At 68.3% G+C, this 22,972-nt stretch carries 21 protein-coding genes and 1 riboswitch; of the genes, 10 read left to right on the forward strand and 11 right to left on the reverse strand.

Going from position 1 to position 22,972, the window contains the following annotated elements; all coding sequences use genetic code 11:
- Positions 1–53: 53 nt before the first annotated feature.
- The 3 genes from FAB82_RS12415 to folP all read right to left on the reverse strand — a co-directional run bounded on the left by FAB82_RS12415 (position 54) and on the right by folP (position 3,852).
- Positions 54–1,079, reverse strand: coding sequence for a GNAT family N-acetyltransferase (locus FAB82_RS12415; protein ID WP_136534864.1), 1,026 nt, complete (start codon positions 1,077–1,079; stop codon positions 54–56).
- A 333-nt stretch (positions 1,080–1,412) separates the two neighbouring features.
- Positions 1,413–2,699: a threonine synthase gene (thrC, locus tag FAB82_RS12420; protein ID WP_136534865.1), complete on the reverse strand. Its 1,287-nt coding sequence runs from the start codon at positions 2,697–2,699 to the stop codon at positions 1,413–1,415.
- A 14-nt stretch (positions 2,700–2,713) separates the two neighbouring features.
- Positions 2,714–2,832, reverse strand: a riboswitch (SAM riboswitch).
- A gap of 222 nt (positions 2,833–3,054) precedes the next feature.
- Positions 3,055–3,852 (reverse strand): dihydropteroate synthase, encoded by a 798-nt coding sequence (gene folP / locus FAB82_RS12425; protein WP_136534908.1) that lies wholly within the window; start codon positions 3,850–3,852, stop codon positions 3,055–3,057.
- A gap of 249 nt (positions 3,853–4,101) precedes the next feature.
- Between folP and FAB82_RS12430 the strand changes: the two genes are divergently transcribed.
- Entirely contained in the window at positions 4,102–5,307 is a 1,206-nt protein-coding gene (locus FAB82_RS12430; protein ID WP_211116563.1) for an RNA-guided endonuclease InsQ/TnpB family protein, read from the forward strand.
- Between the two features lie 2 nt (positions 5,308–5,309).
- Here FAB82_RS12430 and FAB82_RS12435 read toward each other — a convergent pair whose 3' ends face one another.
- The 4 genes from FAB82_RS12435 to FAB82_RS12450 form a co-directional block, all read right to left on the reverse strand.
- Positions 5,310–6,389 carry a hypothetical protein gene (locus tag FAB82_RS12435; RefSeq protein ID WP_136534866.1) on the reverse strand — a complete coding sequence of 360 codons (1,080 nt, stop codon included), beginning with the start codon at positions 6,387–6,389 and terminating at the stop codon, positions 5,310–5,312.
- Positions 6,390–7,292: an HAD family hydrolase gene (locus tag FAB82_RS12440; protein ID WP_211116564.1), complete on the reverse strand. Its 903-nt coding sequence runs from the start codon at positions 7,290–7,292 to the stop codon at positions 6,390–6,392.
- 367 nt (positions 7,293–7,659) lie between these two features.
- Positions 7,660–8,835, reverse strand: coding sequence for a DUF5667 domain-containing protein (locus FAB82_RS12445; RefSeq protein WP_136534867.1), 1,176 nt, complete (start codon positions 8,833–8,835; stop codon positions 7,660–7,662).
- A 208-nt stretch (positions 8,836–9,043) separates the two neighbouring features.
- A complete protein-coding gene (locus FAB82_RS12450) occupies positions 9,044–9,847 on the reverse strand; it encodes an ECF subfamily RNA polymerase sigma factor, BldN family (protein ID WP_246039614.1) in 804 nt (267 codons plus the stop codon).
- A 336-nt stretch (positions 9,848–10,183) separates the two neighbouring features.
- Here FAB82_RS12450 and FAB82_RS12455 point away from each other — a divergent pair, with 336 nt between their 5' ends.
- The 6 genes from FAB82_RS12455 (at position 10,184) to hemB (ending at position 16,302) form a co-directional block, all read left to right on the forward strand.
- A complete protein-coding gene (locus FAB82_RS12455) occupies positions 10,184–10,426 on the forward strand; it encodes a glutaredoxin family protein (RefSeq protein WP_211116565.1) in 243 nt (80 codons plus the stop codon).
- A gap of 282 nt (positions 10,427–10,708) precedes the next feature.
- Positions 10,709–11,419, forward strand: a complete 711-nt coding sequence (locus tag FAB82_RS12460) for a redox-sensing transcriptional repressor Rex (RefSeq protein ID WP_136534869.1) — start codon at positions 10,709–10,711, stop codon at positions 11,417–11,419.
- Positions 11,416–12,738, forward strand: a complete 1,323-nt coding sequence (locus tag FAB82_RS12465; RefSeq protein ID WP_136534870.1) for a glutamyl-tRNA reductase — start codon at positions 11,416–11,418, stop codon at positions 12,736–12,738. The genes FAB82_RS12460 and FAB82_RS12465 overlap by 4 nt, the downstream gene beginning before the upstream one ends.
- Positions 12,739–12,742: 4 nt before the next feature.
- Complete coding sequence (hemC, locus tag FAB82_RS12470; protein ID WP_136534871.1) at positions 12,743–13,684, forward strand: hydroxymethylbilane synthase; 942 nt, start codon at positions 12,743–12,745, stop codon at positions 13,682–13,684.
- A 26-nt stretch (positions 13,685–13,710) separates the two neighbouring features.
- Entirely contained in the window at positions 13,711–15,291 is a 1,581-nt protein-coding gene (locus tag FAB82_RS12475; RefSeq protein WP_136534872.1) for a bifunctional uroporphyrinogen-III C-methyltransferase/uroporphyrinogen-III synthase, read from the forward strand.
- A gap of 24 nt (positions 15,292–15,315) precedes the next feature.
- Entirely contained in the window at positions 15,316–16,302 is a 987-nt protein-coding gene (gene hemB / locus FAB82_RS12480) for a porphobilinogen synthase (RefSeq protein ID WP_246039615.1), read from the forward strand.
- An 18-nt stretch (positions 16,303–16,320) separates the two neighbouring features.
- Here hemB and FAB82_RS12485 read toward each other — a convergent pair whose 3' ends face one another.
- Positions 16,321–17,271, reverse strand: coding sequence for an AraC family transcriptional regulator (locus tag FAB82_RS12485; RefSeq protein ID WP_136534874.1), 951 nt, complete (start codon positions 17,269–17,271; stop codon positions 16,321–16,323).
- A gap of 95 nt (positions 17,272–17,366) precedes the next feature.
- On the opposite strand from FAB82_RS12485, the gene FAB82_RS12490 reads away from it, so the two are divergent.
- Positions 17,367–18,866, forward strand: coding sequence for an MFS transporter (locus FAB82_RS12490; RefSeq protein ID WP_211116566.1), 1,500 nt, complete (start codon positions 17,367–17,369; stop codon positions 18,864–18,866).
- Positions 18,867–18,978: 112 nt separating this feature from the next.
- Here FAB82_RS12490 and FAB82_RS12495 read toward each other — a convergent pair whose 3' ends face one another.
- The 3 genes from FAB82_RS12495 to FAB82_RS12505 form a co-directional block, all read right to left on the reverse strand.
- Positions 18,979–19,410 (reverse strand): PIN domain-containing protein, encoded by a 432-nt coding sequence (locus FAB82_RS12495; RefSeq protein WP_136534875.1) that lies wholly within the window; start codon positions 19,408–19,410, stop codon positions 18,979–18,981.
- Positions 19,407–19,646 carry a type II toxin-antitoxin system VapB family antitoxin gene (locus FAB82_RS12500; RefSeq protein WP_168801571.1) on the reverse strand — a complete coding sequence of 80 codons (240 nt, stop codon included), beginning with the start codon at positions 19,644–19,646 and terminating at the stop codon, positions 19,407–19,409. The genes FAB82_RS12495 and FAB82_RS12500 overlap by 4 nt, the downstream gene beginning before the upstream one ends.
- Before the next feature lie 98 nt (positions 19,647–19,744).
- Positions 19,745–20,809 carry a UDP-N-acetylmuramate dehydrogenase gene (locus tag FAB82_RS12505; RefSeq protein WP_246039616.1) on the reverse strand — a complete coding sequence of 355 codons (1,065 nt, stop codon included), beginning with the start codon at positions 20,807–20,809 and terminating at the stop codon, positions 19,745–19,747.
- A 48-nt stretch (positions 20,810–20,857) separates the two neighbouring features.
- Between FAB82_RS12505 and FAB82_RS12510 the strand changes: the two genes are divergently transcribed.
- Both FAB82_RS12510 and FAB82_RS12515 read left to right on the forward strand, forming a co-directional pair.
- A complete protein-coding gene (locus FAB82_RS12510; RefSeq protein WP_136534877.1) occupies positions 20,858–21,601 on the forward strand; it encodes a hypothetical protein in 744 nt (247 codons plus the stop codon).
- Between the two features lie 263 nt (positions 21,602–21,864).
- Positions 21,865–22,959: an ABC transporter ATP-binding protein gene (locus FAB82_RS12515; RefSeq protein WP_136534878.1), complete on the forward strand. Its 1,095-nt coding sequence runs from the start codon at positions 21,865–21,867 to the stop codon at positions 22,957–22,959.
- Positions 22,960–22,972 lie beyond the last annotated feature (13 nt).

Raw genomic sequence — 22,972 nt, forward strand, 5'->3', positions numbered from 1 at the left:
GGTGTGTCCTTGCCCTCGAATTCTTTGGTGCCCAAGCAGTCCGGCTGATCCGATCAGCTCAGCTTCTTCTGGTACACGGCCTCGTTGTAGATCTTGCGATAGCCGACCGCCTCATTGATGGCGATCATGTGGTGATTGGTCTCGGCGTTCCCGGTCCACACGTAACGCATCTTGGGCCGCCATTCGCGAATGCGGACCTGATTGGCGATCTTGAGGATCGTGCCGAGTTTGTGGCCGCGGAAGCGCGGATCGACGATGGTGTCGCCCTGGAAGCAGTGGTGCTCCCGGCCGCCCTCGATAATGATCTCGGTGAATCCGGCGACGTCGCCGCTCTCCTTGTGTCGCACCGCGACCTGGAGATGGAGTTCGCCCTTTTCGCGGCGCTGGCGCTCCCAGTCGCGAATGCGGTCGGCGTCGATATCGGCCTCTTGCAGGTCCCATTCGCCCAGTGGCATGTCGGTGTACATGCGCCCGTGGAGATAGGCGAAGCCGTCGATGAGGTCGTCCGGGGGCGTGCCCTCGAAGACGACGACCTCGAAGCCCTCGGCGGCCTCCATGGACTGGTTCCAGAGCTGTTGCAGCTCTTCGTCGTCCACCTTGTCGAGGTCGCAGCGCCGGGTGACGGTGGTGAGCGAGTCCGAGTAGCCGTGGTGGGCGGCGAATCCGATGCAGGAGTCGCTGATCGGGGGGCCGTCGGGAATCGGCACCGAGGCCCAGCAGCTCATGGTGGTCCGGCCGGCCTGGGCCGCCTCGGTTTCCATGCGTTGAAGCAGGGCGGTGCCGACGCCGCGGCGCCGGTGTTCGGGCCGGACCTGGACTTCGATGTCCGCCATATGGGTGTTGTCGAGCGTCGACAGGTTCATCGTGGAGGTGCCGATGACCTGACCGCCGAAGACGGCGACCCAGTGGAACTCGTCGCGGTCGCTGTAGCCCTGGACGAGTCCGACGAGCGAGCGCACCGGATGCCAGCCCGCGAGTCCGACGCTGTCGTGTTCATGCACGGCTTGCCCTGCGGACAACCAGGACTGGACCAGTTCGTGGTCCGTTGTGTCCAGTGGGACGATCGTGAAGTCACTCATGCCGCTGAGTCTGCCCAACGCGGGGACCTCGGGCAAGCCGATTTCGCCATGGCATTGGGGGAGAGGGCATTCGGAAGGAATTGGTCGGGAGACCGCAGTTCCTGACACCGGCTGGCGCTGCTCGACACGTTCTAGCCCCAGGACTCGCAGTCAACCGGGTGAGTGGCGACAGGACTTCTGCGGCCTCCCGCAAAGAGAATTGTTACTCATTCAGTGAATTCGGTCAAGACCCGAAGATCGCTTCTTTCTGTCGGGTACCCGACAACAACCTTCCTATCGGTCACAGTGAGTGATAATTTTGCCGGTTAGGCAAGCGCTTCACTGTCATTCCACTCAGGACTTCAGAAGCCCTGCCTCGCGGGCCGCCTTGAGTGAGGGCTTCACGGTGTGCGTCGGCCCCACCAGGGATGAGACCGCGTCCAACGTCTTCAGCCCGTCACCGGTATTGTAGATGACCGTCTCCTTCTCCGAGTCGAGCTGCCCCGACTCAAGAAGCTTACGGAGAGTAGCGACAACGACCCCGCCGGCGGTTTCAGCGAATACTCCCGTGGTGGAGGCCAGGAGCTGAATTCCCTCGCGGATCTCGTCGTCGTCGACCTTCGCCATGCCGCCACCGGTCGAACGGCAGGCCTCGATCGCGTAGGGACCGGCCGCCGGGTCACCGATATTGAGGCTCTTGGCGATCCCGGTCGGCTTGACCGGGGTGATGACGTCGGTGCCCTCGCTGAAGGCGTCGGCGATCGGGCTGCAACCGGCGGACTGGGCGCCGAAGACGCGCACCTCGCCCGGAGCGACGAGGCCGATCTCGGCCGACTCCTCGAAGGCCTTGTGGATCTTGGTGAGCAGTTCACCGGAGGCCATGGGGATGACGACCTGCTCGGGCAGGCGCCAGCCGAGCTGCTCGGCCACCTCGTACCCAAGGGTCTTGGAACCTTCGGCGTAATAGGGGCGGATATTGACGTTCACGAACGCGGTCGACTCGAACTCGTCGGTCTCGGTCAGCTCCGAGCACAGCCGGTTCACGTCGTCGTAGGAGCCGTCGACGGCCACCAGCGTGCCGCCGTAGATCGCCGACTGCACGATCTTGCCCGGCTCCAGGTCCGAGGGGATGAACACGACGGAGGGGACGCCGGCGCGGGCGGCGTGCGCGGCCACCGAGTTGGCCAGGTTGCCGGTCGAGGCGCAGGCGAAGCGGTCGAAGCCGAGCTTGACCGCGGCCGAGACGGCCGTGGAGACCACGCGGTCCTTGAAGGAGTGGGTCGGGTTGGCGCTGTCGTCCTTGACCCAGAGCTTCCTCATGCCGAGCGCCTTGGCGAGGTGCACCGCGTCGATGAGCGGGGTCAGACCCGGGTTGACGCTGACGCGGTCCTCGGGGTGGACGCCGACGGGCAGCAGCGGCGCGTAACGCCAGATGTTCTGCGGGCCGGCTTCGATCTGTTCGCGGGTGACCTTGGCCAGTTCGGCCTGGTCGTAGTCGACTTCGAGCGGGCCGAAGCACTGCCAACAGGCGTGCTGGGCGATCAGGTCGTAGGTGGTGCCGCAGTTGCGACAGACGAGACCTTTCGCCGGACCATCGGCGCCGAGTTTTCTGGTCTGCTCCGCAGACTGCGTGTTTGACATACGAGAAGGCTCCTCCCTCATCTTCCCCGCTCATGCGGGCCGGATTTGGCACCTGCCGCTGCGCCTATGAAAGACGGCTCGGTGGTTGCCGCAACATCGTCGGGCCGGGCCCCTCAGTTGCTCTGGATGAAGTACGAGCCGAATGTTACGGGCAGGTTGAACCCGGCTGCAACTCGCATTCCAGGTTTTAGGACAACTCATGCCCAAGTGATTTGGTGGGAAATGGGCCAGACGGCCATTGAAAACCGGGGCGGGAGAGCGGGACGCCGACCCCCGGGGTCGGGTGTGTCGGATCGGAGCTCCCCCCGGTTCACAACAGTGCCCGCGGGGTACGACAGATGATCCGGCCGCTCGTTTAGGCGGCGTTCCTCGTCGCCATCCAGACCTCTCGGGCGTCCGCCGTACCCGCCACGTCGTGGACTCGCACGCCCCAGGCGCCCGCCTCGAATGCCAGGACCGAGGTGGCGAGTGTGGCGGCCTCCCGCTGTCCGACCGGGCGCGGCTTGCCTCCCTCGTCCGACAGCAGCTTGCCCAGGTACGACTTGCGCGAGGACGCGAACAGCACCGGGAATCCCAGCCCCACGAATTCGTCCAGGCGCGCCGACAACTGCCAGTTGTGCGCGGCGGACTTGGCGAACCCGATCCCCGGGTCCAGGATCAGCTTCGAACGGTCCACTCCGGAGTCCAGCGCCGCCTCGACGCGGTCCTCCAGCTCGGCCTTCACGTCCGCCACCACGTTCTCGTAATGCGCCAGCCGCTGCATGTCCGAGGAGTGCCCCCGCCAGTGCATCAGGATCCACCGCACCTCCCGGTCGGCCACGACCGAGGCCATGTCCGGATCGGCCAGGCCCCCCGAGACGTCATTGACGACGCTCGCGCCCGCATCGATCGCCGCCGCGGCCACCGCCGCCCGCGTCGTGTCGATGGAGACCGTCAGGTCCCGCTCGGCGAGCGCGGCGACCACGTCCACCACGCGGGCGATCTCGGTGGCGGCATCGACCCTCTCGGCACCGGGCCGGGTCGACTCACCGCCCACGTCGATGAGATCGGCGCCCTCGGCGGCCATCTGCTCGCCATGGCCGACCGCGTCGGAGAAGTCGAGGTAGCGTCCGCCGTCGGAGAACGAATCCGGGGTGACGTTGAGGATCCCCATGATCGCGGGCCGGGACGGCGTTTCGTGCGGCAAAGTCACGGACTCGACGTTACCCGCGCCTCCAGGGGAGTCAATTCAGAAGGTTTCACGAAGGAACCCAGGCCACTTTAGGTCCTGGAGGTATTCGGGCGACTGCCCGCGTGCGGTCCCACGTAGCGGGATTGCGAGCGGGTGGGTGACGGTGTTCATATCACCCGTTCGGGTTGTGGAAGGCTGTTCGTACCGTATCCGGTCTTTATCGTTGAACACGTGGGCAAGCAGGTCATACAGGTGAAGCTGGTTCCGACGCCGGAGCAGGCGCAGGCGCTGGCCGCGACGCTGCGCGCGGTGAACGAGGCCGCGAACTGGACTGCAGCCGTGTCCTTCAAACACGGGCTACTGCGGGAGTATGCGCTGCGGCAGCACACCTATGCCGAGTTGAAAGATCGCGGGATCGGCTCGCAGATGGCGCAGTTGGTCATCAAGAAGACTTGCCACGCCTATGCCACGATCGCGGCCCTGATCAAAGCCGGGCGGCTGCAAGGTAAACGCGCGGCGAAGGTGACGGGGAAGCCGGTCGCGTTCCGCGCTGAGGCGGCGCAGGCGTTCGACGACCGGTGTCTTTCGTGGCAGCATGACGCGCGGACGGTGTCGATCTGGACCGTGGCCGGGCGCATGCGCGGTATCGGCTTCACCGGCCATGTCGACCAGCTCAAAGTCCTGGAGCGGCACCGTAAGGGCGAATCGGATCTGGTCTGTCGCGATGGCGCCTGGTATCTGCTCGCGACCGTCGAGTTGGTCGACGCCGAGGCGAACACCGACCCGGTCGATTTCGTCGGGGTGGACATGGGGATCGTCAATATCGCCACCTCTTCGGACGGCGACAACTTTGAGGGTGCCGGGCTGCGGCGTTACCGCAGGCGCATGGCGAAGGTCCGGGCGGAGTTGCAGGCGAAGGCCACCAAGTCGGCGAAGAAGAAGCTCAAGGCCCGTGCGCGCCGCGAGGCGCGGGCGGTCAAAGACCAGAACCATCGCATCGCGAAGCAGCTCGTAGCATCGGCTGAACGCACCGGTCGCGGCATCGGCATCGAGGATCTTGCCGGTATCCGCGACCGGGTACGGCTCACAGCCGCCCAGCGAGGCGAGCTCAACGCGTGGTCCTTCCACCAACTCCAGACCTTCATCGCCTACAAGGCGGCCCGCGCCGGGGTGCCGGTCGTGGTCGTCGATGCGAGGAACACCTCGCGCCGGTGCCCGCTATGCGGGCACACTGCGAAGGCCAACCGGCCTACTCGAGATGTTTTTGCCTGTGTCGGCTGCGGACTCGCTGGGCCCGCCGACCAGGTAGCCGCGGTCAACGTTCGCGACCGCGCACGCAAGACCTGGGCTTTCGTCAATACGCCTAATGTCGCCGATACGCCGCACCCAGCGGCGGACACGAGCGACAAACCACCGGCCTCAATCGGCGGTAGTTGACTTCAAGCGAGGTCCGTGAGGTCCAGCACGTGCCACACGAGCAGTTCCTCGGTTCCGGTCGACCACCACAGATGACGCTCGACGGCCCCGGTCTGCCCGGCGGCGGAGGCGACCAGATAGGTCTCGCCAGTATCGAGATCGAACAGCGTGACCTTGGTGCCGTCGCCGGTGGTCGCGTTCGACTCCTGAAGGGGCTCAAAGCGATCGATGAGACCGGCATCGGCGGACACCGCCGAGGTGAAACCCTCGGCGACGGTCGTGCGATCGGTCCCGTCGCTGCGGACCAGGTCGACGCGGGACCCGTCGTCGGTCGTGACGACCAGTCGGCACCAGCTGGCCGAGCACATCGCGAGCTCGTCCGTCCCGGCGGTGACCTTGACGCCCGCGCCGGTGTCGGTGCGGACCAGCTCGGCGCCGCCGAGCGAGTCGGAACCGGCGCTGGCGAGCCAGGGCCAGGCCGCGGCCTGCCAGGCGCCCCGGTGGCCGACCACTTCGACCTCGCCGCCGGAGGTGGGGATCGAGCGGTGCTCGGTGACGCGTTCGGCGTCGCGGGCGGTGGCGAGCCAGTGGAGTCCTTCGGCGGCGAACTGGAGGTCGTAGGCGCTGCCGGCGGTGATGACGTCGCCGGTGTCGGTGGTCAGCAGTTCCGCTTCGCCGGGCCGCCCGTCCGGGTCGCGCGGGGCCGTCCACAGTTCGGATACGACCTGGCCGGCCTCGTCCGGGGTGGACTGGATCCAGGCGATGGCGTCGTCGCTCGCGGCGGTGGCGGCGATCCCGGGTGAGCCGCCGGGCTCGGCCAGGACCGTCGCGGTGAGTTCCTCGCCGGACTCGACGTAGAGCAGCCGCCCGGCCTCGTCGGTCCCGAGCGCGGTGCCCTCATCGAGGAACGAGAGCGGCGTCCACGCGGCGCCGTCGATCAGGCCGGGCCAGTCGTCGGGTTCCAGATCCCATGCGGCCCAGACGGTCGGCGTCTGGTCGACCGCGGTATTGGCGGTGGAGGGGCGTTCGGGGGAGGGCCAGGCCAGCCAGGCGAGGGCGAGGACCATCGCCGCGGCCAACGTGAGTCGCTGCGCTCCCGCCATCTAATCCCGATCGCGGGACTTGAACAGGTAGAACAGTCCGGCGGCGACCCCGGCGGCGGCCGCCGAGGGCAGCGCGAGCTTCGCGGCGCGGCGGCCCCGGCGGTAGTCCAGGACCGGCCAGCCGTTGTGGCGGGCCTGCCTGGCGAGCCGGGAGTCGGGGTTGACGGCGATGGCCTTGCCGACCTTGCGGAGCATCGGCAGGTCGTTCGCGGAGTCGGAGTAGGCCGTGCACTGGGCCAGGTCGAGACCGCGTTCCTCGGCGAGCTCGGCGATCCCGGTGGCCTTGGCGGGGCCGTGCATCAGGTCGCCGACGAGTTCGCCGGTGTAGCAGCCGTCCTCGATCTCGGCGATGGTGCCGAGCGCGCCGGTCAGCCCGAGCCGGGAGGCGATGACCCCGGCCAGCTCGACGGGGCTCGCGGTGACCAGCCACACCTCCTGGTCGGCGGCGAGGTGCCGCTCGGCGAGACGGCGGACGGGCTCGAGGATGCGCGGGGCGATATCGCGGTCGACCACCTCTTCGCACAGCGAGCGCATCTCGTCGACGGGGAAACCGGCGACGAGGTTGAGCGCGGTGGCGCGGATGGAGGAGATGTGGCCGTGGTGCTCGGTGCCGCGAAGCTTGTAGCGCGCCTGCTTCCAGGCGGCGCCCAGGATGTCGCGGCCGGACAGCACCCCGTGGCGGGCGAGCCCGCGGGCCAGCCAGTAGATGGAGGCGCCGTGCATCAGCGTGTTGTCGACGTCGAAGAAGGCCGCGGAAGGGCCCTCCGCTTGCTCCTCGTCGCCCGGAGCATCGGGTTCGACGACGACGGAGTGGTGCAGGGGGTGGTTGGAGCCGCCGCCTACGCGCGCGGCCGGGGGTCGGGGCGTGGCGGAGGCGTTGATGGAAGCCTCTATCTCAGACACCCTAAAAGCCTACCGGGCCCTGCAAGGCGCCCTGTAACGCCAGGACGCGAGCTTGGTGAATTTCCAGTGTGGGCCGAGTTACTTCTCAGGGTCGGCCCGGTTCGGGCGCTTTTGCGCAGGACGGCCCCGGCGGTTCTGAGCGGGGCCGATATGAGCGGTTCATCCGGTTCGGCCCGCGCGGCGGCGGACCGACCGTCGTCTCCGACAGCAGTGGTGTTGGTCAGGCCGTTCGGTCCGCGTGGCGTGGACCGAACCGAGCGGCGGCGCCCCGATGCCGGGGCGCCGCCGCGCAGAGTCCGGCCTGCCTCGCCGATCGGGCCGAGCCCGGCCAGCGCCAAAGCGTCTGAGCCTGATCGCAAGGCGATCGCTAATTGAACAGGTCGGAGACGACACCGGTCAGTTCACCGAGGACATCGTCGTCGTCCTCGGAGTCGTCGGTTGCTCCGCCCGATGCCGGGTCTGACGGCTGACTTGTGACCGCGTTGTCGACGGGGCTGTTGCCGGCCCCGTCCAGGTTTTGGCCGGTCTCATTGCCGGACTGGGTGCTCTCCTCGCCCGGACTCGAATTCGAACCCGAGCCGGAGGAATCGGTGCCCGATTCAGAGGGCTCCATCGAGACGTCCCCGGGGCCCTGGGATTCGGGCTCGGCCGACTCGACCGTGTCGTGGGTCGCGCAGTTGCCGGGCACGGGACCGAGCGAGTCGGACTCGCCCCCGAGCTCGGTGCAGGGCAGCGCCTCGCGCAGCTCCACCGAGCGGACGGCGGCGTCGTCGATGAGCACGGCGAGCTCATCGACGACGGCGCCGGCGTCCCCGTCGAGGTTGGCGACGAGGTCGTCCAGCACCCACCGGTGCTCGTTGGTGAACTGGTCGATGTAGTCCAGCGGCGAGGGATCGTCGCTCGTGACGGCCAGCTGCCCCAGGAGCGCTACGCCCTCCCGAAGGTTGCCGGCGGCGTCGGTGAGCGCGTCGGCGGCCGCCTCGTCGTCACCGGAGACCTGGGAGGCCTCGGCGATGCGGGTGCGCGCGAACTCCAGGTGGAGCTGGGCGCGCCCGATGTCATTGCCGGCCAGCGCGAGCTGGGCCCGCTCGGCCGAGCGCTTGACGTTGTAGAGCGTCTCGCCCGGCAGGGCGTCGCCGGAGGCCGCGGAGACCCCCGAGACGGCGACGGTCCCGGTCAGCAGCGCCGCGACAATGGCGAGTCGCCGTCCGCCGCGCGGGCGGCGGGGGAACATCTCGTCCAGTACCGGTGCCCGATGGCTCGTGGGCACGGCGGCGCTGGCACGGTGCCGCGCCGTCGCGCCGATGCCCTCTTCCGCGGCGACGGCCATGAGGCGCCGCCGGGTGGCGTCCTGCCAGTCGGCGGACGGCTCGCTGGCCGCCATGAGTTGTGTCCGGAGGTCACCGAGCTGCTCGGTGACCCCCATGAGTTCGTCGGTTTCCGACGACGCCCCCGATGCGTGGGCGCTGTCGCGCAAGTGAGGGTGGGTGGAGACGTCTAGGTCAAGCAGCTGCGCGAATTCCTCCGCGCGCCGACGTTCCATGGGATTGATATTCATCGGGTACACCCCCTCTCACTGCGTGGATTCTGCTCCTGTACCTGTAACAACGCACGAATCGCCCCTGAGGTTACGGCCTGGCCGGGCTCGGGCCCGGCAGTGTGGGTCGTGACATAGGGCCGAGGCCCTGGTTAGACGGGTTGGTGTCGGGTTCCCGACATTCCGAGATTTTTTCGGCGTCTCAGCCGCGGAATCAGCCGCGGAAGCCGTCGGGCAGCAGCCGGGCGAGGGTCCGCACGGCCCGGTACTGCAATGCCTTGACCGCGCCCTCGTTCTTGCCCATGGTGCGGGCGGTCTCGGCGACGGTGAACCCTTGGAGGAACCGCAGGACAATGCATTCCTGCTGGTCGGGGTTGAGCTTCTTGACCGCCGTCAGCAGGGTCGCGTTGGTCAGCTTCTCCAGCGCGGCGGTCTCGGGAGAGGTGGACGGGTCGGTCTCGGCGGTGTCGGCGCCGAGGACGTCGGGTTTGGCGATCTCGAGCCGGTAGCGACCGGACTTGAAGTGGTCGACCACGAGGTTGCGTGCGATGGTCACGAGCCAGGCCCCGAAGGCCCGGCCCTGCCACGAGAAGCTGGAGATGCGCCGCAGCGCGCGCAGGAAGGTCTCTGAGGCGAGGTCCTCGGCGAGCTGGGCGTTGTTGACGCGGAAGTAGATGTAGCGGTAGACGGTCTCGTTGTAGCGGTCGTAGATCTCGCCGAAGGCGCTGGCGTCGCCGTCCTGGGCGCGTGCGACCAGCTGGGCGACCTCCTCGCCGTCGGCCTGGTCCTCGGTGTCCTTCCCGGGCGAGGTGCCAGGCGAGGCACCCGCGACCGGAGTCTGGGAGCCGGCGCCGACCGAATGCTGCTCGGCGGTGCCGGTGTTCAGGCTCATGACGGTCCAGAGCACCTGCCGTAGGTGATCCATGGCGGTCTCGGGCGACGACAGGACGCCGGCAAAGGCGCTGCCGCGCAGGAAGGGGGCGGTGTGTGTTGTGAGCGTCGGTGCAATACCGGGCACTAGTGGCCTCCTCGTGTGAGGGGTCGGGCCGAGTCATGCGATCGGGTCCCGCAGGGACTGACCCGCCTGAGTTTAGGAATCGAGGCGGCCGGAGCGACGGATTTGACGTCGGCGTGTCGCCGACGGTGACGGCTTGGGCACGATTGATGTCGGGCTCTGCACGGCCGGTCGGCGTACCCTTCGATGCGGGGGCGGAATCCCACCATTACCTCCCCAGATGTTCGGCGGTCCGAGGTCACGGACCCGTTCGAGCTCAATAGTGATCGAGGAATGACGGAGGGTGTCGCACAAGCTGTGCGACGTCGATTCCGGACGCGCGATTGGGGAGAGACCAGGGTGAGCAGGCTGACGTTGCTGACTACAAGGGATTGCCATCTGTGCGGTGCGGCGCGCGCCGATCTCGATCGCGTCACCGCGGCCACGGGCCAGGCGTGGGCCGAGGTCGACGTGGCCGACGACCCCGAGATGGCCCGCGAGTACGGCGACCGGCTGCCGGTGGTCCTGCTGGACGGCGCCGAGCACGGCTACTGGGACGTCGACGTGCCGAGGCTGGTGCGCGACCTCGGCGGCGCGTCCTAAGGAGTCAGTCGATCGGGTGACGCGGCGACGCGCCGAATATTTTCAGTTCCGGTCATCGACGGACCTTTCCGGGCAAACTGGGTGACGACGGCGGCTCGTAGGGCAGCGTCGAGTTTCGGTACAGCCGGGCCATGCCCGGTGTTACGGGGGTGTACCGCAACCCGCGCCCGCGAGCCGCCGAGTCCGTGCACGGAGGGTAAGCACCGCCTGTGCGCTCCCTCATTCGAACCGGGTCCTAAGCTGAGGTCTTCCACAGCCCAGTGCGACGAACCTGGAGCTTCATTGACGACGACCGGCGAAGGCACCGAGAGCGAGCTAGTCCCCACACCTGTCACGAAGGCCGCCGATCTCCCGGCGGCCACTGTTCGCCGCCTGCCCGAATACCTCCGGGCCCTCTCGGCGCTCACCGACGCCGGCGTCGAGACGGTCTCCTCCGAGACGCTCGCGGCCACCTGCGGGGTCAATTCGGCGATGCTCCGCAAGGACCTCTCCCAGCTCGGCGCCTCCGGCATGCGCGGCGTCGGCTACAACGCCGCCGCCCTGGCCACCCATATCGCGGGCGTGCTCGGTCTCACCGACGACTCCCGCGTCGCCATCATCGGCCTTGGGCACCTTGGCCAAGCGCTCGCCCGATATCCCGGTTTCTCCAATCGCGGCTTCGACGTCGTTGGCCTTTTCGACGCTGACCAGGGCATCATTGGCAAGGACCTCGACGGAGTCCGGGTGCGCGACGTGGCGCTCCTGGCGGAGGCGGTACGTGACGAAGGCATCAACATAGGGGTGATCGCCACACCTGAAGCGGCCGCGCAACACGTGGCCGATCTGCTCGTAGATGCTGGTGTCACAAGCATTCTCAACTTCGCGCCGTGTGTCTTGGCAGTGCCGGAGGGCGTAGCGGTCCGCAAGGTCGACCTCGCGGTCGAACTGCAGATCCTCTCCTTCCACGAACACCACAAGACCCTAGGGCGTCAAGAGACGGGAACGGTGAAGTGAACCTCCTGGTAGTCGGTATCTCGCACCGCAGTGCGGCGGTCGAGACCCTGGAACGCCTCGCGGTGGACACCGCTGGAGGCACGCGGGTGGCCGAGCAGCTCCTGCGCGGCGGCGACGTGCGCGAGGCGGTGGTGCTGTCGACCTGCAACCGCGTCGAGGTCTACGCGGCGGCCGCCACCTTCCACGGCGGCCTGTCCGCGATCGTCGACGAGCTGCACCGCCTCTGGGGCCTCGGCGAGACCGACGCCGACTTCGACTTCGCCTCCTGCGGGTACGTACGCCACGGCGCCGACGCCGTCGCCCACACCTTCCGCGTCGCCGCCGGACTCGACTCGATGGTCGCCGGCGAACCCCAGATCCTGGGCCAGCTGCGCGACGCCTACGACACCGCCCGCGAGGCCGACCTCGTCGGCCGCCACCTCCACGAGCTGTTCCAGCAGGCGCTGCGCGTCGGCAAGCGGGTCCACGCCGAGACCGACGTCGACGCCGCCGCCCCCTCCGTCGTCACCGCCGCACTCGCCTTGGCGGAGAAGGAACTCGGGCGCCCCATCGCCGAGACCGACGCCGCCGTCGTCGGCGCGGGCGCCATGGGCGGCCTCGCCACCGCGACCCTCGCCCGAGCGGGCACCGCCAGCCTCGCCGTCGCCAACCGCGACGGCGGCAAGGCCCACCGCCTCGCCGTCGAATACGGCGCGACCCCGGCCTCCTACGACGACCTCGCCGAGCTGGCGAGCGGCGTCGACCTGCTGGTATGCGCGACCGCCTCGTCCGCGCCGATCCTCCACGCCACCGACCTCGCGAATCGGCGGGAGAAGCTGGTGGTGTGCGACCTGGCCCTGCCGCGCGACGTCGCCGAGGACGTCGCCGCGCTCGACGGCGTCAGCGTCATCGACATCGCCCAGATCCAGCGCTCCGACGCCACCGGCGCCGGGGCCGAGACCCTCGCCGAGGTCGAGCGCCTCCTCAGCGAGGAGATCGCCGCCTACAACGACGCGCTGCGGGCCGACGCCGTCACCCCGACCGTCGCCGCCCTGCGCTCGGCCGCCGCCGACATCGTCGAGGCCGAGCTCTCCCGCGTCGCCCGCCGCGGCGACTTCACCGACGACCAGCGCGCCGAGGTCGCCCGCACCGTCCACCGCGTCGTCCAGCGCCTCCTCCACGAGCCGACGGTCCGCGTCCGCGAACTCGCCGGCCAGCCCGGCGCCCCCGACTACGCCAAGGCCCTGCGAGACCTCTTCGACCTCGACCCGAACGCCCTCGACGAATCGCACGACACCGCCCTGACGCAAGCTCTCAAGATCAAGCCGGAAGGAAAGTAATACTGTGATTCGCGTCGGCACAAGGGGATCGAAACTCGCGCTCGCACAAAGCCAGATGGTCGCCGACGAGATCGAACGCGTCTCAGGCGAGAAGACCGAACTGGTCGAGATCAAGACCACCGGCGACGGCACCACCGTCCCCGTCGCCCAGCTCGGCGTCGGCGTGTTCGTCAACCAGCTGCGCGACGCACTGGAGAACGGGTCGATCGACATCGCCGTCCACTCCTACAAGGACCTGCCCACGCAGCAGCCCGAACACCTGGTCATCGCCGTGCCGCCCCGCGCCGACGCGCGCGACGTCCTCATCGCCTCCCAGGGCCGCACCCTCGCCGAACTCGGGCCCGGCGCCCGCATCGGCACCGGCTCCCCGCGGCGCATCAGCCAGCTGCTGGCCCTCGGCCGAGACTTCGAATGCGTCCCGATCCGCGGCAATATCGACACTCGTATCGGTCGCGTCGGCGACGACCTCGACGCCGTCGTCATCGCCGCCGCGGGCCTCAAACGGGTGAGCCGAGAGCAGGAGATCACGGAATACCTGGACCCACTAGTGATGCTCCCCGCCCCCGCACAAGGGGCGTTGGCGGTCGAATGCCGCAAAGCGGACAAGACATCTGCGCGCATTTCTAGTATGCTCAACGACCGGTACTCACAAGCCGCGGTCGCCGCCGAACGCGGCCTTCTCGCGCGACTCGAAGCAGGATGCAGCGCACCAGTCGCCGCTCTCGCCGATGTCTCGGAAGGCTCAGCGCCGGGAGAGATCGACTTGTACCTACGGGGGGCGGCATTCGCCGTCGACGGCACCGTAACCGAACGACTCTCGACCACCGCGACCCTCAGGGACGCGGAAGCCGGAGACCTGGCGGCCCAAGCCGCCGAGGTGGGGAAGGCATTGGCCGAGGATTTGCTCGCGGGCGGCGCCGAGCAACTATTGAAGTCAGAACTTTAACGCAGACGATTGTTGATGGAGAGAACATGACCAGTGCCCGTAAGCTGGTGGGCCGCGTGCGATTCGTCGGGACCGGCCCAGGCGATCCGGGACTGCTGACCAAGCGCGCCCTCGACGCCATCCGCGAAGCCGACCGCGTCTACTATGACCGGTCGCTCCCGCAGTCGCTCATCGAGGCCGCCAAGGAACTCACCGGGGACGAGGGCAAGCTCAAACTGATCGAGTCCTCCCCGAGCGACCAGGGCAAGCTCATGGCCGCCGCCGCCCGGGAGGGCGAGAACATCGCCCGCCTGATCGTCGGCGACGCCTACCCGAACCGCCTGGCCAAGATCGAGATCCGGGCCGCCAGCGCCGAGGAAGCGCGCTTCGAGGTCATCCCGGGGATGAGCCACGCGCAGGCCGTCGCGGTCTACGCGGGCATGCCGCCCGGCGAGGTCCGCACCGTCATCGACATCGACGACATCGCGTCGTTGGAGCCGTTCGCGCTGGCCGACGCGGTCAAGCGCGGCAGCCTCACGGTCACCGCCGACGTCTCGGACCTGTCCAGCCTGCGCGACATCCTGCTCGCGGGCGGGGTGTCGGGTGAGACGGCCGTGGCCGTGACCGGCGATGCGACCGGCGAGACCGAGTACACCACCACCTCCTCCGTGGACACGTTCGTGGAGGCGGCGCTCGGCTATGCCGGGCAGGTCGTCCTCACCATCGGTCCCGGTGTCGAGGACCGCCTCGAACTGGCCTGGTGGGAGTCGCGTCCGCTGTACGGCTGGAAGGTGCTCATTCCGCGCACGAAGGAGCAGTCCGGCGTCATGTCGGAGCGCCTGCGCGCCTATGGCGCCATCCCGTGCGAGGTGCCGACGATCGCCGTCGAGCCGCCGCGCACCCCGGCCCAGATGGAGCGGTCCATCAAGGGCCTCGTCGACGGCCGTTACGCGTGGATCGTGTTCACCAGCCAGAACTCGGTGAAGGCGATCTGGGAGAAGTTCAAGGAGCACGGGCTCGACGCCCGCGCCTTCGGTGGCCTGCGCATCGCCTGCATCGGCGAGGCGACGGCGAACGCGGTGCGAGAGTTCGGCATCGAGCCGGAGCTCCTGCCGTCGGGCCAGCAGTCCTCGGAGGGCCTGCTGGAGGTCTTCCCGCCGCACGACCCGATCCTGGACATGGTCGGCCGGGTGCTCTTGCCGCGCGCTGACATTGCCACGGAGACTTTGGTTTCGGGGCTGACCGAGCGCGGCTGGGAGGTCGACGACGTCACGGCGTACCGCACGGTGCGCGCCTCGCCGCCGGCCGCCGAGATCCGCGACGCGATCAAGTCCGGTGGTTTCGACGCGGTGCTGTTCACCTCGTCTTCGACGGTGCGGAACCTGGTCGGCATCGCCGGCAAGCCGCACCAGCGGACCGTAGTGGCCTGCATCGGTCCGGCCACCTCGGACACCGCGATCGAGTTCGGTCTGCGCGTGGACGCCAAGCCGGACAACGCTTCCGTTCCCGACCTGATCGAGTCGCTCGCCGAGTACGCCGTGGAGCTGAAGCAGCGCCTGGCCGAGGGCCCGATCAAGACCCGACGCGGCCAGAAGGTGCAAGGCCCGACCGCGCTCAGGTTCCGCTGACGATTGATTTAGGAGATGGCCGCAGTGCCGAGCCCAGCCGACTTCCCGACGATCCGTCCTCGGAGGCTGCGCCGCACTGCGGCCATTCGCCGTCTGGTGGCCGAGACCCGTGTGCATCCGGCCGATCTGGTCCTGCCCATGTTCGTCAAGGAGGGCCTGACCGAGCCGCATCCGATCGCATCGATGCCCGGGGTGTACCAGCACTCGGTGGACTCGGCGCGCAAGCTCGCGGTCGAGGCCGTGCGGGCCGGGATCGGCGGGCTCATGCCCTTCGGCATCCCCGAGGAGCGAGACGAGATCGGTTCGGGCGCAACCGATCCGGACGGGATCCTCAATGTCGCCACCCGGGCGATCCGCGATGAGGTCGGCGATGATCTGGTCCTCATTCCGGACCTGTGCCTGGACGAGTTCACCGACCACGGCCACTGTGGCGTCCTGAACGCCGACGGGTCGGTCGACAATGACACCACGCTGGAGCGCTACGCCGAGATGGGCGAGTGCCTGGCCGCGGCCGGGGCCGACCTGCTCGGCGCCTCGGGCATGATGGACGGCCAGATCGGTTACGTCCGTAAGGCTTTGGACGAGACCGGGTACACCGACACGGGGCTGCTCGCCTACGCCGCCAAGTTCGCCAGCGCGTTCTACGGCCCGTTCCGCGAGGCGGTCGAGTCGCAGCTGCAAGGCGACCGGCGCACCTATCAGCAGGACACGCCGAACGCGACCGACGCGCTGCGGGAGATCGAGCTGGACGTGGCCGAGGGCGCGGACATCGTCATGGTCAAGCCCGCGCTGCCCTATCTGGACATCGTGCGGGCCGCCGCCGACTACTCGCCGGTTCCCGTTGCGGCCTACCACATCTCGGGCGAGTACGCGCAGATCGTCGCGGCCGCCGAGCGCGGCTGGATCGATCGCGATGCGGCGATCCTGGAGTCGCTGACGTCGATCAAGCGGGCGGGCGCGGGCATCATCGCGACCTACGCCGCGCTCGACGCCGCCCGGCTGCTCTCGTAGTCGTCAGGTCAGGCCGCGTCAGACCGCAGACGCACCGGCCAGGGCGCGTTCGGCGGATGTCGTTGTGGCTGCGGCGAATTCGCGCCGGTACTGCCCCGGCGCCGTACCGTGGGCGCGCTTGAACGCCTTCGCGAAGGCGAACTCTGAGCCGTAGCCGACCTCGCGCGCGACGCTGGCGAGGGTCCCGTCGCCCTCTCTCAGCAGTTTGGCGGCGGCGATCATCCGCCAGCGCGTCAGATAGGCGAGCGGGGCTTCGCCGACCAGGGCGGTGAAGCGGCGGGCGAAGTGCGCCCGGGAGAGTCCCGCGATGCGCCCCAGGTCCTCCACGGTCCATTTGCGGCCGGGGTCGGTCTGTATGGCGCGCAAGGCGTTCAGCATGGCCTCGTCGTGCAGCAGGGCGGCCCAGCCGTCGGCGTCGGGATCCTCGCCGGCCTCGGAGTACCAGGCCCGCATGGTGTAGACGAACAGGGCGTCCAGGAGCGCGGGGAGCATTGCCTCGCGGCCCTGCTCTTCGCTCTCGACCTCGGCGCTGAGCAGGTCGATCGCGGCCCGCAGCTGCGGGTGGCGGCCGAGGCGGGCGGGCACGTGGACCACTTCGGGGAGTTCGTCGAACATCGGGTGCGACCAGCCGGGCGTGAACTTGTAGATCCCGCACAGCACGGTCGCGCGGGCGCCGGGGCCGTCGATGACGGGTTTGTCGGCGGGGCCGGCGATCTCGGTCAGGGGCGTGGTGGGGTTGTCGGCGATGCCGTGGCCGCGGTCGAGGTAGAGCAGCGCGATATCGCCGACGTTCAGCCGCACCGGTTCGCCCTCCCGGGGGATCAGCCAGCACGAACCCTCAAGCACCACATGGAATGCGGCCCCGTCGATTCGCTCGTATTCGCGGCCCCAAGGTGCGTGGCGGACGAACCTGCCCGCGTCGGGGCTGCCGACGCGCAGCGCCGCGATGGTCCCGCTGAGAATGTCCATACCGACAGCATACAACGCCGATGATGATACGAAGAGACATGAATTTGAGTGCTTCGGCCATTGGGAGTCTCATCGAAGCTCCGTAGATTCAAGGCATGAGAACTTTGCTGAACCAAAAGAGTGAACCGGTGCGTTCCTCCTCCACCCAGGCCGTCCCGGCTCGGCGCGGCCTCGCGCTCGGCGTGCTGCTCGTCATGCAGCTCATGGTCATCCTGGACGGCTCCATCGTCACCGTGGCGCTGCCGACCATCCAGTCGGACCTGGGCTTCACCACCTCGCAGCTGGCCTGGGTCGTCAACGCCTACCTGCTCGCCTTCGCCGGACTGCTGCTCCTGTCGGGCCGCCTGGGCGACCTGATCGGATCGCGCAAGGTGTTCCTGGTCGGGCTGGCGCTGTTCACCATCGCCTCGGTGGTCGCGGCGCTCGCCCCCAGCCCCGAGATGCTCATCGCCGGGCGCTTCCTTCAGGGAGTCGGCGGGGCGCTCGCCTCGGCGGTCATCCTCGGCATGATCGTGCGGCTCTACCCCGAGCCGGGGGAGCAGGCCAAGGCGATGGCCCTGTACAGCTTCATCGGCGCCGGTGGCGCGGCGATCGGCCTGATCTCCGGCGGTCTCATCACGCAGTCGATCGGCTGGGAGGGCGTGTTCTGGGTGAACGTGCCGTTCGGTGTGGTGGCCTTCGTCGTCGCGCTGAAGGTCCTCTCCCCCGAAAGCGGCATCGGCTTCAGGCAGGGCGCCGACATCCTGGGCGCGGCCCTGGTGACCGGCGGTCTCTCCCTGGGCGTGTACGCCATCGTGATGATCGCCGACCCGGCGGTCTCGGGCACCCGATCTGCCCTGCTCGGCGTCGTCGCGGCACTGATGATCGTCGCCTTCCTGGTACGCCAGGCAAAGGCGGGGACGCCGCTGCTGCCGCTGCGGATCTTCCGCAACCGCCAGGCCTCGGCGGCCAACGCCATCGTCGTGACGGGCTTCGCGGCCGGGTTCGGCTTCCAGTTCATGCTCGCGCTGTACCTCCAGGGAGTCCTGGGGCTCGACGCGCTCAGCACCGGCCTGGCGTTCCTGCCGGCACCGGCGATGATCGCGGTCGTCTCCCTGTTCTTCGCCGCCCGCCTGGTGGCCCGCTTCGGCCCCCGCCCGATCCTGGTGATCGGATTCGGGGCCCTGGCCACCGGACTGGTCCTGCTGAGCCGGGCGCCGATCGACGGCGACTACTTCGTCGACATCATGCCGATCCTGTTCCTGATGGGCGCTGGCTTCGGCCTGGCCCTGCCGACGGTGGTCATGACCGCGATGGCGGGCGCCGCCCCCGAGGACCAGGGCGCGGCCTCGGGCCTGAACAACACCGCCCAGCAGGCCGGCGGCGCGATCGGCCTGGCGGTCCTGGCCACGGTGGCCGCATCGGCGACCGCCTCCAGCGCCGAGGCCGGAGCCGGAGCGATCGAGGCCCTGCGGGACGGCTACAGCCTGGCCTTCGCGATCGCCGCGGCCTTCGCCCTCCTGGGAGTGCTCATCGCCATCGTCTTCATCCGCAAGCCGGAGGAACAGCCAGTGGAGGAGGAGCAGATCGCAGAGCTGGCAACGGCCGCAGCATAATCCGAGTGTCACAAGGCGAGGGCCGGACGCGGAGCAATCCGCTTCCGGCCCTCGCGCTGTCGGTGTTCGCGACGATCCGGGAATCGAGTGCGCCCCGGCCGAATGCCCTGATTTATCCGAAGCCTCGTGAAATTTCGGGGAGCGTCTTGCTGATGCGCTGTTCGCTGAGATCGGGGAAGTATCGGGCAGCGGCGGAGAAGTCCTTGTCCTCGTGCAGGACGGTCAATCCCATCTGAATCGCGGTCGCGGCGATGAGATAGTCGGTGAGACTGAACATGGTGTGCATGCTGCGCTCGGTCAAGTCCCGGCGAAGCCTGCGCATGTGGCTACCGGTTTTGTCCGGCAACTCCACCCACTCATTGCTTCCCAGTAGTTCGGCCTCGATCATCTTGGCTTGGCGTTTGCCAGAGCCTTGGACGAACTCGAAGATCACCGGTTCGCAGATGCCGAACTCACCCCGGTCTGCGTACTGAATCCATGCCGGATCGACCTGCCCGCGAATGATGCGGATGAGAGCACTGGTGTCGATGAGGTACTCGATCATTCGGCGGGACGGCCGCCCTTGTGAAGGTTGCTGAGCCGCTCGACTTCGTCAAGGTCGATGGTGTTGTCGGCCGCCATTCGACGCAAGTTGTTCCAAGCGGTCTGCGGGCCGGTCTGCTGGGCCTCGCGGTAGTACTCCAGTGCCTCGTTGATCGCCTGTTTCTTGGTATTCGCCCCGGATTTGGCCATGACATCGGCCAGCAGCTCGTCATCGACGTCTACGAGTGTCTTGGTCATGATCGCCTCCACGCCTAGATATCCCATGCGGATTACAGTATATCCTCGGCGGCGGATTTCGGCGAACGTTATGAGGTCTCGGTGTGTCTTCGCTCGGTTCAGCTCAGCGTGGCGCCGATGACGACGGGCTCCGGGTGGAGGCGGATGCCGAAGTTCATCTCTACCTCGTCGGCCACTTCCATTGCGAGCGCGATCAGTTCGGCCGTGGTGGCGCCGCCGCGGTTCGTCAGGGCCAGCGTGTGCTTCGTGGACAATCCCACATTGCCCTTGCGGTAGCCCTTTTCGAAGCCGGCCGCGCCGATGAGCCAGGCCGCCGAGACTTTCACCTGTTCATCCCCGACCGGCCAGTGCGGGGCGTCGCCCACTCGTTCCTTGAGCTCGTGGAACTGGTGGGCACTGATGATCGGGTTTGTGAAGAACGACCCCGAGCTCCAGGTGTCGTGGTCGGCCTCGTCCAGCACCATGCCCTTGCCGCGTCGCAGCTCCAGCACCGTCTTGCGGGCCGCCTCCAGCGGCACCCGATCGCCCACGTCGACCCCGAGCCGCCTGGCCGTCTCGGCGTAGGCGATCGGCTGGGAGCCCGGGCTCGATTCCAGGGTGAAGTCCACGCTCATCACGAAGTAGCGCATATTGTGCTTGAAAACGCTGTGGCGGTAAGCGAACCGGCATTCGGCGGGTGACCAGTCGCGGATCTCGTCGGTCTCGCGGTCCCACACCCGCACCGAGGCGATCGTCTGGGACACCTCCTGGCCGTAGGCGCCCACGTTCTGGATCGGGGTCGCCCCGGCCGAGCCGGGAATGCCCGAAAGGAACTCCACACCCGAGCGCTCATGCTCCACAGTCCAAGCGACGAAGTCGTCCCACACCTGCCCGGCCTGGACACGCACCGTCTGGGGCCCAGACTCCTCGATCCCGCCGCCGCGCAGCAGGACCACCGTGCCGTCGAAGCCGTCGTCGCCGATGACGACGTTGCTGCCGCCGGCGAGCACCAGCGTCGAGCTCTTCGCCGCTCGGAGCGCCTCGACGGCTTCTTCCGAGCTGTGGGTCTCGACCAGTTCGCGGGCCGGACCGCCCAGACGCAGGGTCGTATAACGCCCGAGCGCTTTGTCGGGGATCCGACCCCCTGGGCGGTTCTCGCTGTGATGCGGACTGGCGTGGTTCACGCGGCAAAGCCTAAGCTGTATTGAGGCAACGAGGATCGGCGGTCACCCATGTCCAAGCTGCGCATCACCGACTACCTGACCGAGCTCAAGAACGAGGCCGGCGGCCTCGGCGAGATCGTCGACACCGCCACGGCCGACCGCGTGGTGCCCTCCCGCCCCGACACGACCGTCGCCGGAGTCATAGCCGATCTCGTCCGCCTCTACCGTTGGACCCGAACCGCACTCAACGCCGTTCCAGGGGGACCCGACGTCCCCAGGCCCTCCCCCGTGGACGTCCCCGTCCAGCGCGCCGCCGAGATCTTCGAAGAGGAACTGTTCCTGCTCGAAGCCGCCCTCGAAACCCACCCGCACGACACCCCCGCCTGGACCTGGGCGCCCGTGGACCACCGCGCCGAGTTCTGGCACCGCCGCGTCACCGTCGCCACCGGCCTCGCCCGCTGGGACGTGCAGATGGCCGTAGGCGCCACCGCCCCCGTCCCCGCAGGCCTTGCCGCCGAGGCGATCTCGGAGGTCTTCGAGGCGTTCCTGCCCGCCGGGGAGCGGCGCGAAGCCGAGTCCGAAGCGGCCGGGCTCGCCCAGCTGTTCGCACAGGACGCCGACGCGACCTGGTTCGTGCGCCTGCGCGAAGGCCGCGTCGCCCTGCTCGACCACCCCGATGCCAGGGCCGGTCTCCAGGCCCGCGCCGCCGGCTCGGCCTCGGACATCGCGCTGGCGCTGTGGGGACGGCTGCCGTTCGGGATCTGCGACATCGTCGGAGACGAGGCCCTGCTCCAGGCCCTGCGGGTCGCCTGAGAGCGGTATTTCACCCCGCGTGAGACTGGTAACAGTTCGGCATCCTTTCCCGGGAAACCGGACAAACGTTCGGTCTCCGCTTGGCAAAGGCATTCATCTGCCGCTAGGCTCGCCTCACGCTTCACGGTGGGAACACCGGGTCGCGGACGAACCGCTGCGCAGGGTCGCGCCGCCTTGGTGAGACCCGTCGTTGTAGTTCGTGCACAACACGCCTTTTACAACGGATCGTCTGGCACGTACCTGCCAGTGAAAGGGACCTCATCATGGCCACAGTTACATACCAGGATGCCTCGCGCATCTACCCGGGCACCGACAAGCCCGCCGTCGACAAGCTCAACCTGGAGATCCAAGACGGCGAATTCCTCGTCCTCGTCGGCCCCTCCGGTTGCGGTAAGTCCACCTCCCTGCGCATGCTCGCCGGGCTCGAGGAGATCGACGGCGGCTCGGTCTTCATCAACGAGACCGACGTCTCGAACCTCCCCCCGAAGTCCCGCGACATCGCGATGGTCTTCCAGAACTACGCGCTCTACCCCCACATGTCCGTCTTCGACAACATGGCGTTCGCGCTCAAGCTGCGCCGCATGCCGAAGGCCGAGATCAAGTCGAAGGTGGAGGACGCCGCCAAGCTCCTCGACCTCACCGACTACCTGGGCCGCAAGCCCAAGGCCCTCTCCGGTGGTCAGCGCCAGCGTGTCGCCATGGGCCGCGCCATCGTGCGTGAGCCGCAGGTGTTCCTCATGGACGAGCCGCTGTCGAACCTGGACGCCAAGCTGCGTGTCCAGACCCGTTCGCAGATCGCCTCGCTCCAGAAGCGCCTCGGCATCACCACCGTCTACGTCACCCACGACCAGGTCGAGGCCATGACGATGGGCCACCGCATCGCGGTGCTCAAGGACGGCCTGCTGCAGCAGTGCGACACCCCGCGCGTGCTGTACGAGAAGCCTCAGAACACCTTCGTGGCCGGCTTCATCGGCTCGCCCGCGATGAACATCAAGACGGTCAGCCTGACCGAGGGCGGCGCCCTGTTCGGCGACGTGACCCTCCCGCTCTCGCGCGAGGTCCGCGACGCCGCGACGACCGATGGCGGCGCCAAGGAAGTCACCGTCGGCATCCGTCCCGAGCACTGCAAGATCGGCTCGGAGACCTCCGGCGGCATCCCGATCGAGGTCGACCTCGTCGAGGAGCTGGGCAGCGAGGCCTACGTGTACGGCCACGCGGCCTACAACGGCTCGTCCGAGCGCTTCGTCGTTCGCACCGAGTCCGTGAACGTCCCGCGTCTGGCCGAGACGGTCTACGTGGTCCCGGAACCGGGCCACGAGCACGTCTTCCACACCACCTCCGGTGCCCGCCTGAACTAATCCGGCCCCCGGA

Origin of the sequence: Glycomyces buryatensis (assembly GCF_004912275.1) — a bacterium.
Classification (GTDB): Bacteria; Actinomycetota; Actinomycetes; order Mycobacteriales; family Micromonosporaceae; genus Glycomyces; species Glycomyces buryatensis.

Excerpts from the sequence above, each read along its gene's own strand:
- FAB82_RS12415 (WP_136534864.1), bottom strand. The coding sequence starts at position 1,079 with ATGAGTGACTTCACGATCGTCCCACTGGACACAACGGACCACGAACTG.
- thrC (WP_136534865.1), bottom strand. The coding sequence starts at position 2,699 with ATGTCAAACACGCAGTCTGCGGAGCAGACCAGAAAACTCGGCGCCGAT.
- folP (WP_136534908.1), bottom strand. The coding sequence starts at position 3,852 with ATGGGGATCCTCAACGTCACCCCGGATTCGTTCTCCGACGGCGGACGC.
- FAB82_RS12435 (WP_136534866.1), bottom strand. The coding sequence starts at position 6,389 with ATGGCGGGAGCGCAGCGACTCACGTTGGCCGCGGCGATGGTCCTCGCC.
- FAB82_RS12445 (WP_136534867.1), bottom strand. The coding sequence starts at position 8,835 with ATGGAACGTCGGCGCGCGGAGGAATTCGCGCAGCTGCTTGACCTAGAC.
- FAB82_RS12475 (WP_136534872.1), top strand. The coding sequence starts at position 13,711 with ATGACCAGTGCCCGTAAGCTGGTGGGCCGCGTGCGATTCGTCGGGACC.
- FAB82_RS12485 (WP_136534874.1), bottom strand. The coding sequence starts at position 17,271 with ATGGACATTCTCAGCGGGACCATCGCGGCGCTGCGCGTCGGCAGCCCC.
- FAB82_RS12490 (WP_211116566.1), top strand. The coding sequence starts at position 17,367 with ATGAGAACTTTGCTGAACCAAAAGAGTGAACCGGTGCGTTCCTCCTCC.
- FAB82_RS12495 (WP_136534875.1), bottom strand. The coding sequence starts at position 19,410 with ATGATCGAGTACCTCATCGACACCAGTGCTCTCATCCGCATCATTCGC.
- FAB82_RS12500 (WP_168801571.1), bottom strand. The coding sequence starts at position 19,646 with ATGACCAAGACACTCGTAGACGTCGATGACGAGCTGCTGGCCGATGTC.
- FAB82_RS12510 (WP_136534877.1), top strand. The coding sequence starts at position 20,858 with ATGTCCAAGCTGCGCATCACCGACTACCTGACCGAGCTCAAGAACGAG.
- FAB82_RS12515 (WP_136534878.1), top strand. The coding sequence starts at position 21,865 with ATGGCCACAGTTACATACCAGGATGCCTCGCGCATCTACCCGGGCACC.